We start from the raw sequence: 15,962 nt of genomic DNA, 5'->3' as shown, positions 1-15,962 counted from the left end.
GCCGGATCCTCCTCGGGGCGTCCGTGGGGGAGCTAACCTTGCCTCGCCGTACGGGACGTGGGCGGAATACTTGGGGGAGAGTATGACTTCTGACGCCGGCAGTGACGCGGTCGCGCGCATTCGGCCGACCGAACTGAAAAAGGGCGCGGTCATCGCGCAGTCCCTCGACAACCAATGGGTCAGTGCCGAACTGACCAGGACCATGGTCGAGCAGGGGAAATCGCTCAGGGACGTCGAGGAGACGCGCGGCACCGAAGTGCGCGCCGAGTATTTCCGCAGTCTCATCAACACCCGCCAGCTCGTGGCGAACCGGGTGTTCTTCTACAACAACCGGGCCGTGAGCCGTGACCTCGTCGAGGGCGGCGCGGCCCGCCGCGCGCATCAGAAGCTGCTCGCGGACGGCACCCTGGTCCCGTTCCTCCTCAACGAGAAGGAGCCGGCCGAGCGCCCGCCCGCGTGGATGGACATCGACGAGGAGGCGTTCACGGCGTGGCAGGAGACCGTCGCGCGGATGCCCGCGAGTGAGCGTCTGACCTGCTTACGGATGTCCTGGGACGACCAGGAGAACCGGACGGACACCAGGAACGCGCTGTTCAATCCCTTCGCCGCCCGGGTGCAGGGGCTCACCGCCAAGGACATTCCGCTGCTGGCCTCGCAGGTCGGCGTGCCCGTCGGTCAGGTCGACCGGTTCGCGGCGCGTATCGGTGAGGTCGTCCAGCTGAGCAATGAGCTGCGTACCCGCAATGAGACCGTCACCCGGAGCCTTCTCTACGAGGAGTTCGTCTCCGTTCCCGGAGTCCCGGTCTCCGACGGCCGCTACGACAGGAACAAACCGTTCGCCGGAGAGGTCAAACAGCTCCTCGACCTGATCTACAGCGTCAATCTCGCCGACGCCCTCGGTATGTATCCGCTGACCCCGAACGGCAGTCTCCGGCGCGTGGCCCTCCAGGAATGGCGGGACCTGCGCGGTGGCTCCGGGGGCGGCCGGACGATCACCGATCCCGAGGAACTGCTGCTGTTTCTGCGGCGGCAGGTGTTCTCCACCGTCCAGGACCGCCTCACCCTCGCCGCCGTCGACTCGCTGCGGCTGGAGGACATCTGGAATCTGCGCCAGAGCGATCCCTGGCACGACTACATGGACGCCTTCGACGCGCTGACCGCCGATCCGCTCGGCTACAGCGACCGGCTGGGCCTGGTCTTCGACCGCTATGTGCGGCTCAACTCCGAGCTGATCCGGATCGTGAAGTCCCGTCCCCGCGCGGGCGAGCTGGACGCCAACAAGTGGATGCCCGTCGTCGAGACGGTCGTCACCGTCGGCGGCGCGGTCTTCACCGCGATGACCGGCGACGAGATCTGGTCGCTGACCGGCTCACTGGGCGCGGCGACGAGCCGGTACGGCGGCTCCGTCCAACTGGTGCTGCGCAACCGGCGCGAGGGCCGGCGCGAGCAGAAGTTCGCGCGGGAGATGGCGACGGTCCGTTTCGACACGGTCCGCGAGTGGAACCAGTTCCTCTCGATGGTCCGAGGGCTTCCCGGCTACGCGGAGACGGGCGGGCCGACGGCCGCGACCAGCTCCGCCACCATCCAGGAGAACGACGAGATCCCGGAGTACTGAGCCCCGCGGCCCGGCTCCGGCGGGGGGAATCCAGTGACGGCGTACGACCGGCTCCGAACCGAACGCCCCGAGCTGTTCGGCAATGACCCCGAAGGCATCGACATCCTCCTCGACCCGGCCGAGGTCGAGGAGGCACGGCGTGCCGTGGGGACGGACGAGCCGGTCGGTGTCGTGTACGCCGACCGCTACGTCACCCTCCTGCGGGACGCGGTGCGGTTCCCCGGGGGAGCCCTGGGGCTGTACGTGCGGCTGGTGCACACCGAGTCCAGCCCCGGCGTGGTGGTCCTCCCGCTCGTCGGCGGTGACCGGATCGTGCTCGTCGAGCACTACCGGCACGCCACCCGGGCCTGGCACTGGGAACTGCCCCGGGGGATGGCCGCGCGGGAGGACACCTCGGGGGAGGACAACGCGGTCCGCGAACTGCGGGAGGAACTGGGCGTAGTGGCCCGGGAGCTGATCCCGCTGGGTCCGGTGCATCCCGACACCGGGCTGCTGGGCGGCTGCGTCGAGATGTACGCGGCCCGTGTCGACGGCGTCGGGGTGCTGGACGCGGCCGAGGGGATCCGGCGGGCGGTGGCGCGGCCCTGGTGGGAGGTGGAGCGGATGATCGCGAGCGGCGAGGTCTCGGACGGGTTCACCATCGCGGCGTTCACCCGCGCGCGCCTGGCGGGGCTGTTCACCGGCCGTCAGCCGTCCGCCTAGGTTCTTCTGTCCTCTCGTCCGGGTCGGGCGGGATCCCGGCGGGAGGTTCCCCGGGGCTCCGCCCGCTCCTTCGCCGCGGGCTCCCGCAGCCGCCGGTCCAGTGCCATCGACAGCTCCGCCTCCACCACGCTCCGGGCCAGCGGGCGGAGCCGCCCGGCGTCCTTCCCGGGGGTGTGCTCGGCCACCATCCCCACGAAGAGGTCCGCGAGGGCGTCCGCGTGGGCGCGGACCCGCTGTCCCGCCTCCAGGACCGCCGAGAGCGGCACCCCTTCCCGTACCAGCGCGGAGGAGGCCTCCAGCAGCCGCCGGCTGATGTGCACGATCGTGTCGCCGTCCGTGGCGAGATAGCCGAGGTCCAGTGCCGCAGCGAAGTTCTCCGGGGTGACCTCGCCCTCGAAGTGGTCGGCGAGTTCCTCGGGGGTGAGGCGGACCGGGGTCTCCTCGGTGGGCTCGCCGAGGCCGAGGACCTCGCCGACGTCCCGCCCGCTTTCGAGGGCGGTGGCGAGGTCGGCGATGCCGTTGAGGGTGTGCCCGCGCTCCAGCAGGGCGGCGATCGTCCGGAGCCGGGCGAGATGACGGTCGTCGTACCAGGCGATACGGCCCTCGCGGCGGGGCGGCCGGATCAGTCCGCGCTCACGGTAGAAGCGCACGGTGCGCACCGTGATGCCGGCCTTCTCGGCCAGCTCTTCCATCCGGTACTCAGATCCGTGTGCCACGGGTGAAGCCTATGTTGTACCGCCGGTAACTTATCCCGTCGAAACCCTACCCCGGGTACTTTCGCTGCTCTACGCTTCCTACTGTGCCAGTGATTGCTGGCGTGGTTATGCGTTCGGTGGCACGTTCGGCGAGAGGCGGCGGCATGGGCCGGCGAGAGCGGGTAGAGGACCAGGGGCAGGACGCACGGCAGCCGGAGCGGGACGGGACGGTCCCGCGGGACGAACGGGGCGGACCGCCCGGGCGGAGCGCACGGCACCCCGACACGGCGCCGGACCCCCGGGCCTCCCGGGGCGGCACACCGGACCCGCCCCGGCCGCGGCACGTCCGCGTCGCCGTCATCGGGTCCGGGTTCGGCGGGCTCGGCGCGGCCGTCCGGCTCCGCCGCGAGGGCATCACCGACTTCGTCGTCCTGGAGCGCGCCGGCTCGGTCGGCGGCACCTGGCGCGACAACAGCTATCCGGGCTGCACCTGCGACGTCCCCTCGCACCTGTACTCGTTCTCCTTCGCGCCCCATCCCGACTGGCCCCGCACCTTCTCCGGGCAGCAGCACATCCGCGCGTATCTGGAGCGGGTCACCGACACCTTCGGGCTCCGCCCGCACATCCGCTTCGACCACGACGTACGGATGATGACCTGGGACGGCGACGAGCTGCACTGGAGGATCGAGACCAGCGGCGGCGACTACACCGCCGAGGTGGTCGTCTCGGCGACCGGGCCGCTCTCCGACCCGAGGATCCCCGAGATCCCCGGACTCGCCGGCTTCCCCGGCCGCGTCTTCCACTCCGCCCGCTGGGACCACGACTACAACCTGTGCGGCAAGCGGGTCGCCGTGATCGGGACGGGCGCGTCCGCGATCCAGATCGTGCCGCGGATCCAGCCGGAGGTGTCCCGTCTGACGCTCTTCCAGCGGACCCCTGCGTGGGTCCTGCCGAAGGTGGACCGGCGGACGACGGGTGTGGAGCGCCTGCTGCACCGGCGGCTGCCGTTCACCGCCGCCGCCCGGCGCGGACTGCTCTGGGGCGTAAGGGAGTTGCAGGTCCAGGCGTTCACCAAGCGGACGAACGTCCTCGGGCTGGTCGAGAACGTGGCCAGGGCCCACCTCGCCAGGTCCGTCAAGGACCCGGCCCTGCGGGCCAGGCTGACCCCCTCGTACCGCATCGGCTGCAAGCGCGTCGGGCTGTCCAGCGAGTACTACCCGGCCGTCGCCCGCCCCAATGTGGAGGTGGTGGCGTCCGGACTCGCGGAGGTCCGGGGCTCCACCCTCGTCGCGTCCGACGGCACGGAGGCCGAGGCCGACGTGATCGTGTTCGGCACCGGATTCCATGTCACCGACCTGCCGATCGCCGACCGGGTCGTCGGTGCGGACGGCATCACCCTCGCGGAGGCGTGGAAGGACGGGATGAAGTCGCTGCGCGGCGCGACCGCGTCCGGCTTCCCCAACTGGATGACCGTCATCGGCCCCAACACGGGCCTCGGGAACTCCTCCATGATCCTGATGATCGAGTCCCAGCTGAACTATCTGGCCGACTATCTGCGGCAGTTGAGCGTTCTCGGCGGCCGTGCCGCGCTCGACGCCCGCCCGGCCGCCGTGACCGCCTGGAACGACCGGGTGCAGGAGCGGTTGAAGCGGACCGTGTGGAACACCGGCGGCTGCACCAGCTGGTATCTGGACGCGGCCGGCCGCAACACCACCGTCTGGCCCGGCACGACGGGCGAGTTCCGGCGGGCGACACGCGAAGTCGACCTCGGGGAGTACGAGATCCTCCGCGCCCGCACACCCGGGCGGGCCGCCGCGTCCGCCCCCGCGACGGCCGGCGGCGCGGCCACCCCCGCCGGGCAGGCCGAGGAGGCCCTCGGATGAGCGCCACTACCCTGTCCGCCGTCTCCGCCGACGGCACACGGATACACACCGAGGTGTACGGCCCGAAGGACGCGCCCACCGTCGTCCTCGCCCACGGCTGGACCTGCTCCACGCGGTTCTGGTCCGCACAACTGCGGGACCTGGCGGCCGAGTTCCGGGTCGTCGTCTACGACCAGCGCGGACACGGCCGTACGCCCGCCGCCCCCGTCGGCACCGAACGGCTCGCCGACGATCTCGAAGCGGTGCTGCGCGCCACCCTCGCCCCCGGGCAGAAGGCCGTGCTCGCCGGGCACTCCATGGGCGGGATGGCCCTGATGGCCGCGTCCGGGCGGCCCGCCTTCACCGAGCACGCGGCGGCCGTCCTGCTGTGCAGCACGGGCGGCTCGCATCTGGTCGAGGAGGCACGGGTCGTCCCGCTGCGGCACGGCCCGCTGCGGACCCGGCTCACCGGCTCGGTCCTCGGCTCGCGCGCCCCGCTGGGCCCGGTGACGCCCCTGTCCCGGCGGATCCTGAAGTACGCCACCATGGCGCCGGGTTCGACCCGGGCCCAGGTGGCGGAGTGCGCCCGTATCGTCCACGCCTGCCCGCGCCCGGTCCGGGTGGCCTGGTCGCGGGTGCTCGCCGGGCTCGACCTCCGCTCGCGGGTACGGGAGCTGACGGTGCCCGCGGTCGTGGTCACGGGCCTGGCGGACCGGCTCACCCCGCCCGTCCACGCCCGGCGGATCGCGGCGACGCTGCCCGACTGCCGGGAGCTGGTGGAGCTGCCGGGGACGGGCCATATGACCCCCGTGGAGGCACCCGAGGCGATCAACGCGGAGATCCGCCGACTGCTCCTGGCCCATGCGGCCGGCCGCGTGGCGAGCGTCGCGTCGAGCGGCCGGGGCAGTGCCGCATGAGCGGTGAGGAGCGCGCCGGATGAGGAACAGGACGGGCCTGGACGGACAGGTCGCGGTCGTGACCGGCGCCGCGCGTGGCGTCGGCGAGCTGCTGGCGCGCAAACTCTCCGCGCGCGGCGCACGGGTGGCGCTGGTCGGGCTCGAACCGGAGGAGCTGAAGCGGGTCTCGGCGCGGCTGCACACCGAGAGCCACTGGTGGCACGCCGACGTCACCGACGACGAGGCGATGGCGACGGTCGCCGCCGGGGTCGCGGAGCGCTTCGGCGGGGTCGACGTCGTCGTCGCCAACGCGGGTGTGGCGGCGGGCGGTCCCTTCGCCGGCTCCGACCCCGCCGCCTGGCGTCGGGTCGTCGAGGTCAATCTGATCGGCAGCGCGGTCACCGGCCGCGCGTTCCTGCCGGCCTTGACGGAGAGCCGTGGCTACTTCCTCCAGATCGCCTCCCTGGCGGCGATCACCCCGGCGCCGATGATGACCGCCTACTGCGCGTCCAAGTCGGGCGTCGAGGCGTTCGCCCACAGCCTGCGCGCGGAGGTGCGCCACCGGGGCGTCCGGGTCGGTGTCGGATATCTGTCCTGGACCGACACCGACATGGTCCGCGGCGCCGACGAGGACGAGGTGATGCGGGAACTGCGCGCACGGCTGCCGTGGCCGTCGAACCGTACCTACCCGCCGGGCCCGGCCGTCGACCGGATCGTCGCCGGGATCGAGCGCCGTTCCGCCCATGTGTACGCCCAGTGGTGGCTGCGCGGGATGCAGTCCGTACGCGGTCATCTCCCCGCTCTGACAGCGGCGGTCGGGCAGCGGGAGATGAGGCGCTTCGAACCCCGGCTGGGCGGTGTCTTCCGGGGGCTCGTGGGCGCGGGCGGCGCGGCGGACGAGGCACACACCCGGAGTTCGCGCACGCAGAGTGACTGATCGACATGCGTGGTGTGTCCGCCCGTGCCACGCTGAAGGAGCCCCAGGGGTCGTCACGGCCCGGGGCTCCCCCCACACCCCTCACGAGGAGTGAACAAAGCATGGGCATCAAGGACCAGTTCCAGAACAAGGCGCAGGAGCTTCAGGAGCAGGCGAAGCAGCGCGCGGGCAGGTCGAAGGACCAGCCCCAGGACCGCGACCGGCGCCGTGAGCGCCCCCAGGACGAGCCCCGCGACCGCACCCCGCAGGACGCCGCCCGCGGGGCGGAGGACCGGTACGGCCGGTCCCCCGACCGCGACGCCTGACGCCGCGCGCGTGTTCTGAAGGGGCGCACCCGCCGGGGACGGCGGGTGCGCCTCGCGGCGTCTTCGGGCCGGGCGCGGCTATGTCGCTGGGCGCGGCTATTCCGCCGGGCGCGGCGGCAGCGGGGGCCGTCGGCGGTCCGGGACGTCGTCGTAGCCGGGGGGTTCGGCCGCCGGGTGTTCCGCGAGCAGGTCCAGTGCCAGCCGGACGGCGTCGTCGAGTTGCACATGGCGGCCCTCCGCCCAGTCGAGCGGGGTGCGCAGCGCGTCCAGGTCGGGCTCCACACCGTGGTTCTCCACCGACCAGCCGTACGTCTCGAACCAGGCCGCGTTCATGGGGACCGTGATCACCGAGCCGTCGCCCAGCCGGTGCCGGCCCGTGATGCCCACGACCCCGCCCCAGGTGCGGCTGCCCACCACCGGCCCGAGCCCCAGCAGTTTGAACGCCGCCGTGATCATGTCGCCGTCCGACGAGGTCGCCTCGTCCGCCAGGGCGATCACCGGGCCGCGCGGGGCGTTCGAGGCGTACGAGACGGGCCGCGCGCCGCGCGTCAGGTCCCAGCCGAGGATCTTCCGGGTCAGCTTCTCCACCACCAGCTCGCTGATGTGCCCGCCCGCGTTGCCGCGTACGTCGACGATGAGCGCCGGGCGGGACATCTCCAGCCTCAGGTCCCGGTTGAACTGGGCCCAGCCCGAGCCGCCCATGTCGGGGATGTGGAGATAGCCGCACCTGCCGCCGCTCAGCTCCCGGACGACCTCACGGCGCTTGGCCACCCAGTCCTGGTAGCGCAGCGGGCGCTCGTCCACGAGCGGCACGACCGCCACCCGCCGCGAGCCGCCCTCCGCGGCCCGGAAGGTCAGCTCGACCGTGGTGCCGCCCGCCGCCGACAGCATCGGGTAGGGGCCGGCCACCGGGTCGACCGGGCGGCCGTCGACATGGGTGAGGACCGCGCCTTCGCGGATGCCCGTACCGGCGAGCGGCGACCGCGCCTTCGAGTCGGACGACTCGCCCGGCAGGATCCGCCGGACCGTCCAGTTCCCGTCCCGGCAGACCAGGTTGGCGCCCAGCAGGCCCATCGGACGCTGGTAGTGCGGGGGTCCCTCGTTGCGGCGGGCGGGTGTCACATAGGCGTGCGAGGTCCCGAGCTCGCCCAGCACCTCCCGCAGCAGATCCGCGAACTCGTCCGGCGAGGCGACGCGTTCGACCAGCGGCCGGTACTGCTCCAGGATGTCCGGCCAGTCGATGCCGCTCATCTCGGGGTCCCAGAAGTACGCGCCGATCAGCCGGCCCGCCTCCGCGTACGCCTGCCGCCACTCGGACGCCGGGTCCACCTCGTGCAGAATGCGGCGCAGATCGAGCTGGACCGTGGAGTCGGCGTCAGCGGACTCGGTCGCGGGGACCGCCCGCAGCTCGTCGTCGTCCACGACCACCAGCCGCGTACCGTCACCGCTCACCGCGAACCAGTCCAGATCGCCGACCAGTTCGGTCCTGCGGGCCTTCGAGATGTCGAAGTGCTCCAGGGTCGGGCGGCCCGAGGTGTCGGCGGGATTGGCGAACGTCTCCCCCAGCGCGCCCGAGATCGGCCACCGCAGCCACACCAGACCGCCGCCGCTCACGGGGTGCAGCGCCGAGTACTTGGAGGCCGCCACCGGGAACGGTGTCACCCGGCTCTCCAGCCCTTCGGTCTCCACCACCGTCCCGGCCCCCTCCTCGGGCGAGCCCGCCGACTCGTCCAGCGGGTCGAGACCGCCCGCGGCGGGCCGCCCGTCCGGGGAGAGCGCGAAGGGCGACGGTGTCGCGGACGACAGCGGTACGAGGTAGGGGCGGCAGCCGAGCGGGAAGGACAGGTCCCCGGTGTGCACGTCGTACACCGGGTCGAAGCCGCGCCAGGACAGAAACGCGAGGTAGCGGCCGTCGCTGGTGAAGACCGGGTTCTCGTCCTCGAACCGCCCGTTGGTCACGTCGACGATCGACCGGTCCTTTATGCGGGCCATCCTGATCTGCCGCAGCGACCGGCCGACTCCCGGCTGCGACCAGGTCAGCCATGTCCCGTCGGGCGAGAACGCCAGATCCCCCACGGGCCCGTTGCCCGACCGCACCAGCTCCACCACGCCCGAAGGGGACGGGGAGTCCGCGGCCGTACCGGAGGAGCTCCCGCCGTCCGTAATGTCACGTACCTCCGTATTGTCCGGCTCCTCCGTGCTCCGGGGGCCGACCGTGTCGCACGTGCCGGCCGCCTGTCCCGTGTCACCCGCGTCCCCTGTGCCTCCCGTCTCGTCCGCGCCTCCCACGTCCCCTGTGCCCCCGGCGTCGCCCGCGTCGAGCAGCAGCAGCCGGCCGTCGTGGGACGCGATCGCGAGGCGCTCGCCCTCCGGGTCCGAGACCAGTTCGAGGACGCGGCCCAGCTCGCCGGAGGCCAGCCGCCGGGGCTCGCGGTCGCCGGTGGCCCGGGGGAGATACGCGATCTCGACCGCGTCCTCGCCCTCCGCGTCCGTGACGTAGGCGACCTGACCGCCGGTGCCGAGCATCACGGGCAGCCGGACCCGTACACCGGGGGTGTCCGCGATGGTGCGCGCGGGCCCGTCGCGGTGGGTGAGCCAGTACAGGCTGCCCCGTACGGACACGGCGCTCGCGCGGCCCGTGGTGTCGACGGAGACCGCGTCCACATGGCTGGCGGCCGGGACCTGGTACGTACGCCGTCCCGCGCGCGGCCCCCCGAGCCGTACCTCCAGCCGGCGCGGCACCGCGCCGGGCACGGTCAGGTCGTCGACGATCCACAGGTCGCCCGCGCACTGGTACACGACCCGGCTGCCGTCGCTGGAGGCGTGCCGGGCGTAGAACGCGTCGTGATCGGTGTGGCGCCGCAGCCCGCTCCCGTCGGGCAGACAGGAGTACAGATTGCCGACGCCCTCGTGGTCGGAGAGGAACGCGATCCTGCCGCGGACGAACATCGGGCAGTCCAGATGCCCGTTCAGATCGGCGAGCAGGCGTTCCCCGTGCAGCCACAGACGCCCGGTCGCCCCGCCCCGGTACCGCTTCCACGCGGCGGGCTCGTGCGGCGGCTTCCCGGTGAGCAGCAGGGTGCGCCGCTCCCCGTCGATGTCGGTGACGGCGATGTCGGAGACCGGCCCCCAGGGCAGTTTGCCGCCGGGCGCGCCGTCGAGCGGGACGTTGTAGGCCCAGGAGAAGTACGAGAAGGGCTGGTTGTGCGAGGAGACGGCGAGGATCTGGCCGTCGGGGGTCCAGCCGCAGACCCGGGTGTCGACGGAGCCCCAGTAGCTGAGCCGCCGGGCCGGGCCGCCCTCCACGGGGGCGAGATGGATCTCGGGGTCGAGGCTGCGCCAGGTCGTGTACGCGATGTGGCGGCCGTCGGGGGAGAAGCGCGGGTGGCCGATCCGCGTCCGGTCGACGGTGACCCGCCAGGCCCGCCCCGGCCGCTCGCCCTCCGGTACGAGGGGCGCGATCCACAGATCGTCCTCGGCGGCGAAGCACAGCAAGTCGTCGTGCAGATGCGGGAAACGGAGATACGCCACGTCGTCACTCACCCTCCCATGCTTTCCGCGCGGGGGTGCCGGGGCAACTCCTGAGCGGGGGTGAACTGCTGCCCGGGTCCCTTCCGGCCCGTGGCCGACGGGCGCGGACGCCTTACATCTACTTTTGGTTGAAGTCCGCACTACGTGATCAAGCCCACATCGAAACGGTTTCGTTTCGATGGCGGGTGCAGGTTATGTTCTCTGGGTCACAGATGTACGAAACCGTTTCGTTCGGATGGCGAACCGACCGGCGAGGGGAGGCCGATTTCATGACGCGCAGCCGACTGACCCCCGAGCGCGAGAACGAGCTGTTCGAAGCAGTGCTCGATCTGCTGCGTGAGGTCGGCTACGACTCCCTGACGATGGACGCCGTCGCCGCCCGGACCCGATCCAGCAAGGCCACGCTCTACCGGCAGTGGCACAGCAAACCCGAGCTGGTGGCCGCGGCCCTCCAGCACAACCAGGTCGCCGGTGCCCACGAGGTCGACACCGGAAGCCTGCGGGGCGACTTCCGCGCGATGCTGACCGCCGCGGACGACCTCCAGATGGAGAAGGACTCCGCGCTGTTGCGGGGGCTCGTCCACGCGATCCACACCAACCCCGATCTCCACGACGCCCTGCGCAAGAAGCTGATCGAGCCGGAGACCGCGGCGCTCAACAGGGTGCTGCGGCGAGCGGTGGAGCGGGGGGAGATCGGCGCGGACAATCCGGCGGTCGAGTTCGTCCCGCACATGCTGCTCGGCGCGTTCTTCACGCTCCAGGTCATCGAGGACCGGGACCCCGGCCGGGACTTCCTCACCCGCTACATCGACGCGGTGGTTCTGCCGGCCCTGGAGGCACGATGACCGCGCGGTCCTCGCTGCACCGGGCCGTCGCCCGGGGGGCGACCCCCGGACGGACACGGCGGTGCGGCGGTGTCGGAGGGCTCACGGGGCCACCGCCTCCCCGGGCCTGAACCCCTTCCCCGGGGTCCGCGTCCTTCGAGGTCCGAACCCGCCGGTTCCCCGGCGACCCGGGGTCCCCACCCAAGGATCCCGGCTCCCCGCCCCCGGATTTCCCCACCATCCCCAGGCTTCCCGGCCGTCCTCCCCGGACACGCCCGCTCGCCTTTGCACCATCCGTAACACCAGAAACACCTGACGCGCGCCGCTCTCGTCGTCGGGCCGACTCCCCCTGCCCATGTCGTCTCACCAACGGGAGTACGCCCTCGTGGCCACGTTCCTCTACAAACTCGGGCGGCTCGCCTTTCTGCGCCGCCGAATCGTCGCACTTGTCTGGGTGGCACTGCTGGTGCTCGCCGGAGTCGGTGCCTCCGCCGCGTCCACCCCCAAGGAACCGGGCTTCGCCCTGCCGGGCACCGAGTCCCAGAAGGCGTTCGACCTTCTGGAGCAGCGGTTCCCCGGCGGTGGCGCCGACGGAGCCACCGCCCGGATCGTCTTCAAGGCGCCCGACGGCCAGAAGATGACCGACGCCGAGAACAAGGCGGAGGTCACCAAGGCGGTCACGGACCTCCAGAAGTCGCCCCAGGTCGCCAGTGTCGCCGACCCGTACAGCGCCGCCGCGGTCTCCAAGGACGGCGACATCGCGTACATCCTGGTCACCTACAAGGTCACCGGCATGGAGCTGACCGACAAGGCCAGGGACGTGCTGAAGGAGTCGGGCGACACCGCGCGTGACTCCGGGCTCACCGTGGAGATCGGTGGCGACGCCGCCATGGCGGAGGAGCACGCGGCCTCCACCGAGATGATCGGTATCGCGATCGCCGCGGTCGTCCTGGTGATCACCTTCGGCTCGCTGATCGCCGCCGGTCTGCCGCTGCTCACCGCGCTCATCGGCGTCGGCGTCGGCATCTCCTCCATCACGGCGCTCGCGAACGTCCTCGAACTCGGCTCCACCACCTCCATGCTGGCCATGATGATCGGTCTGGCGGTCGGAATCGACTACGCCCTCTTCATCGTCTCCCGCTACCGGGCCGAACGGGCCGAGGGCCACAGCCCCGAGGAAGCGGCAGGCCGGGCCACCGGCACCGCCGGCTCCGCGGTCGTCTTCGCCGGTCTGACCGTCGTCATCGCCCTCTCCGGTCTGGCCGTCGTCAACATCCCGCTGCTCAGCAAGATGGGCTTCGCCGCGGCCGGTACGGTCGTGATCGCCGTCGTCATCGCGCTCACCCTGATCCCGGCGCTGCTCGGCTTCGCGGGCGACAAGGTGCTCGGCCGCAAGGCCCGCAAGGCGGCCAAGGCCGGAGCCCACTCGGCCGCCGCCCAGGCGGTCACCGCGGGCAAGCCCAACATGGGCACCCGCTGGGCGCGCTTCGTCCTGCGCCGCCCGGTCGCCGTGCTGCTCGCCGGTGTCGTGGGCCTCGGCGTGATCGCGCTGCCCGCGTCGTCGCTGGAAGTGGGCCTGCCCGACGAGGGCTCGTCCTCTCCCGCGTCCACCCAGCGCAAGGCGTACGACCTGCTCTCCGACGGCTTCGGGCCGGGCTTCAACGGTCCGTTGACGGTGGTCGTGGACGCCGCGAAGAGCGAGGACGCCAAGGGAGCCGTCGACGAGGTCGCCAAGCGGATCGAGAAGCTGGACGGCGTCGCCGCGGTCGCTCCCGGCCCGCTCAACAAGGCGGGCGACACCGGAATGATCAACGTGGTGCCCGAGGACCGGCCGTCCTCGCTCAAGACCGAGGACCTGGTCCACGACATCCGGGACATCAACAGCGCGGTGAAGTCCGACACCGGTGCGACCGTGCTGGTCACGGGTATGACCGCGATGAACATCGACTTCTCCCAGAAGATGAACGACGCCCTGGTGCCGTATCTGGCGCTCGTCGTCGGACTCGCGTTCCTGCTGCTGGTCCTGGTGTTCCGCTCGATCCTGGTCCCGCTGAAGGCGGCCCTCGGCTTCCTGCTCTCCGTCCTCGCGGCGCTGGGCGCGGTGGTCGCCGTCTACCAGTGGGGCTGGCTCGCCTCGCTCTTCAATGTGGAGCAGCCCGGCCCGATCATGTCGATGATGCCGATCTTCATGGTGGGTGTGGTCTTCGGTCTCGCGATGGACTACGAGGTCTTCCTCGTGACCCGGATGCGGGAGGCGTACATCCACGGCGAACGGCCCGGCGAGGCGGTCGTCACCGGCTTCAACCACGGTGCGCGGGTGGTCACCGCGGCCGCGGTGATCATGGTCGGTGTCTTCGCCGGCTTCATCGGCTCGGGCGAGCAGATGGTCATGATGGTGGGCTTCGCGCTCGCCATCGCGGTGATCTTCGACGCCTTCGTGGTCCGGATGACGATCGTCCCCGCGGTCCTGGCACTCCTGGGCCACAAGGCGTGGTGGCTGCCGCGCTGGCTGGACCGCGTGCTGCCCAATGTGGACGTCGAGGGCGAGAAGCTCCAGAAGCACCTGACCGCCGACCCCGACGACCCGCACGCGGACCGCGAACTGACCCGCGTCTGACCCTGCACACGCGTGGTGGCCGACTCTGTCTTCCTGGACGGGGCCGGCCACCACGCGTTTGGTTTGAGGCGCGGTCTACGCGGCGCTCGGGTGCGTGGGGGGCAATTCCAGCCCCGCCGGCGTTTGAGGCGCGGGGTCCGGGGCGGAGCCCCGCAAGCGGCTTGCCCGGGCGGGCGACTGTCACGCCACCCGGCTTGCCCGCCGCCGGAGGCCAACGGCAGGGCTCAGGCGCTCAGGTGATCCGCCGCACCCGCACCCGCGCCCGCCGCCGCATACGTATGCCGCAGAAAGCGGTCCAGCACGTTCGAGTCGAACTGCACCACCGCCACTCCGTCCGGACTGTGGAACTCCATGACCGCCTGCACCCGGCCGCACGGCCAGACCTCCACATCACCGATGCGGGCGGGGGCCCGCAGCCCCGTCTCCAGCAACTCGCGCGGGAACGTCCAGCCCATTCCGCCGGGAAAGGCGAAGCGCACCGCCTTCGGGTCCTCGGCGGGCTCGTAGGACATCGATACACGGACCGGCCGGTACTGGGGAGCGTCGGTGACTATCCGGGCCCATGCGTGGTCCTCGACGGCGTCCGCGGACATCGCTCGCTCCTCACACTCGTCTTCTTTGTCATCTAATGTCCCATATTTTGGCCAGGGGTTCGATCGGTAGCTGTGACGGAGACGCTCTTGCAAGTCATGTGCAGGAGGGCAGAAACATGGGCAGTCATGCAACGGGACAGCCGGAGCTGTTCTCCCTGCCGCCCTTTCCGTCCTTCCGTCTTGCCGAAGCGGAGCCCGCCATGCATGTTCCCGACGGATTCATCAACGCGCCCGTATCGGTTGCCGCCGGCGTCCTGGCCGCCGGGGCCGTCGCCGTCAGCCTCCGGGGAGCCCGCCGGGAGCTGAGCGGGGGACTGGCGGCGGCCACCGGAACGGGCGGTGAACGGACCGCGCCCCTCGCCGGACTCGTCGCCGCGTTCATCTTCGCCGTACAGATGCTGAACTTCCCCGTGGCCGCGGGCACCAGCGGCCATCTCCTCGGCGGCGCGCTCGCCGCGATCCTCGTCGGGCCCTGGACCGGGGTCCTGTGCATATCCGTCGTCCTGCTGATGCAGGGCATCCTCTTCGCCGACGGCGGCCTGACCGCGCTCGGCGTGAACATCACCGTCATGGGCGTGGTCACCGTCCTCGTGGCCCACGGCCTCTTCCGCGCCCTGCTCGCTCTTCTGCCGGCGGGCCGCCGCACGGTCACCGCCGCCGCGTTCGCCGCCGCGCTCGTGTCCGTACCGGCGTCGGCCGCCGCCTTCACCCTGCTGTACGCGATCGGCGGAACCACCGACGTACCGATCGGCAAGGTCCTCACCGCCATGGTCGGCGTCCATGTCCTCATCGGCATCGGAGAGGCCGTGATCACCATGCTGACGGTCGGCGCGGTCATCGCCGTACGCCCCGATCTGGTCCACGGCGCCCGCGGGCTGAGCACCCCGCTCGTCCTCCGGGTCGGCGGCCGGCCCGTCGAAGCCGCCCCCACCGCGACCGCCCCCACGGCAACCACCTCCGACCCGACGACACGCGCACCCGGGACCGACCCCGACCCCGCCCCCGTCACAGGACCGGCCCCCGACCCCGCGAGCACCCCCGCCCGCTCCCCGCGCGCCGTGTGGGTGACCGGCCTCGTCACCGCCCTCGTCCTCGCGGGCTTCGTCTCCTTCTACGCCTCCGCCAGCCCCGACGGCCTGGAGAAGGTCGCCGCCGACCAGGGCATCGACCGGAAGGTCCGGGAGCACGCCGCCGCCGACTCCCCGCTCGCCGACTACGGAATCGAGGACGTCACCGACGCCCGGATCTCCGGCGGCCTCGCGGGCGTCATCGGCGTCGCCGCCACGGTCGCGGTCGGCAGCGGTGTCTTCTACGCCGTGGTCCGCCGGCGCCGTACGGACCGGGGAGCGGACGAATCCCCCCGCGTACCGGACGCGACGGGCTGA

At 71.9% G+C, this 15,962-nt stretch carries 12 protein-coding genes; 9 read left to right on the top strand and 3 right to left on the bottom strand.

Translation table 11 applies throughout. From position 1 onward, the window contains the following. Positions 1–82 precede the first annotated feature (82 nt). Positions 83–1,615 (top strand): hypothetical protein, encoded by a 1,533-nt coding sequence (locus tag ACFYT4_RS04365; protein WP_389265118.1) that lies wholly within the window; start codon positions 83–85, stop codon positions 1,613–1,615. A gap of 33 nt (positions 1,616–1,648) precedes the next feature. Then, entirely contained in the window at positions 1,649–2,317 is a 669-nt protein-coding gene (locus tag ACFYT4_RS04360) for an NUDIX hydrolase (RefSeq protein WP_389265117.1), read from the top strand. Here ACFYT4_RS04360 and ACFYT4_RS04355 read toward each other — a convergent pair. After that, a complete protein-coding gene (locus ACFYT4_RS04355; RefSeq protein ID WP_389265294.1) occupies positions 2,314–3,009 on the bottom strand; it encodes a MerR family transcriptional regulator in 696 nt (231 codons plus the stop codon). The genes ACFYT4_RS04360 and ACFYT4_RS04355 overlap by 4 nt on opposite strands. A 167-nt stretch (positions 3,010–3,176) precedes the next feature. On the opposite strand from ACFYT4_RS04355, the gene ACFYT4_RS04350 reads away from it, so the two are divergent. From ACFYT4_RS04350 to ACFYT4_RS04335, 4 genes are all read left to right on the top strand, one after another. Next, positions 3,177–4,895, top strand: coding sequence for a flavin-containing monooxygenase (locus ACFYT4_RS04350; RefSeq protein ID WP_389265115.1), 1,719 nt, complete (start codon positions 3,177–3,179; stop codon positions 4,893–4,895). After that, positions 4,892–5,791: an alpha/beta fold hydrolase gene (locus ACFYT4_RS04345; protein ID WP_389265113.1), complete on the top strand. Its 900-nt coding sequence runs from the start codon at positions 4,892–4,894 to the stop codon at positions 5,789–5,791. Before ACFYT4_RS04350 ends, ACFYT4_RS04345 begins: the two co-directional genes overlap by 4 nt. Before the next feature lie 19 nt (positions 5,792–5,810). Next, positions 5,811–6,707, top strand: coding sequence for an SDR family oxidoreductase (locus ACFYT4_RS04340; protein WP_389265112.1), 897 nt, complete (start codon positions 5,811–5,813; stop codon positions 6,705–6,707). Between the two features lie 101 nt (positions 6,708–6,808). Then, positions 6,809–7,012: a hypothetical protein gene (locus ACFYT4_RS04335; protein ID WP_389265110.1), complete on the top strand. Its 204-nt coding sequence runs from the start codon at positions 6,809–6,811 to the stop codon at positions 7,010–7,012. A gap of 96 nt (positions 7,013–7,108) precedes the next feature. Here ACFYT4_RS04335 and ACFYT4_RS04330 read toward each other — a convergent pair whose 3' ends face one another. Next, on the bottom strand, positions 7,109–10,555 hold the full coding sequence (locus ACFYT4_RS04330) for a S41 family peptidase (RefSeq protein WP_389265109.1): 3,447 nt from the start codon (positions 10,553–10,555) through the stop codon (positions 7,109–7,111). Between the two features lie 257 nt (positions 10,556–10,812). On the opposite strand from ACFYT4_RS04330, the gene ACFYT4_RS04325 reads away from it, so the two are divergent. Next, entirely contained in the window at positions 10,813–11,388 is a 576-nt protein-coding gene (locus ACFYT4_RS04325) for a TetR/AcrR family transcriptional regulator (protein WP_389265107.1), read from the top strand. Between the two features lie 364 nt (positions 11,389–11,752). Beyond that, complete coding sequence (locus tag ACFYT4_RS04320) at positions 11,753–13,984, top strand: MMPL family transporter (RefSeq protein ID WP_389265293.1); 2,232 nt, start codon at positions 11,753–11,755, stop codon at positions 13,982–13,984. A 224-nt stretch (positions 13,985–14,208) separates the two neighbouring features. Here the strand turns inward: ACFYT4_RS04320 and ACFYT4_RS04315 are convergent, their stop codons facing one another. Next, positions 14,209–14,577 (bottom strand): SsgA family sporulation/cell division regulator, encoded by a 369-nt coding sequence (locus tag ACFYT4_RS04315; protein ID WP_389265104.1) that lies wholly within the window; start codon positions 14,575–14,577, stop codon positions 14,209–14,211. A 200-nt stretch (positions 14,578–14,777) separates the two neighbouring features. On the opposite strand from ACFYT4_RS04315, the gene ACFYT4_RS04310 reads away from it, so the two are divergent. Further along, positions 14,778–15,962 (top strand): energy-coupling factor ABC transporter permease, encoded by a 1,185-nt coding sequence (locus ACFYT4_RS04310; protein WP_389265291.1) that lies wholly within the window; start codon positions 14,778–14,780, stop codon positions 15,960–15,962.

Source organism: Streptomyces sp. NPDC004609, from assembly GCF_042873655.1.
Lineage (GTDB): Bacteria > Actinomycetota > Actinomycetes > Streptomycetales > Streptomycetaceae > Streptomyces.
The sequence above is the reverse complement of the archived record's forward strand: the minus strand, read 5'-3'. Positions and strand labels throughout refer to the sequence as shown.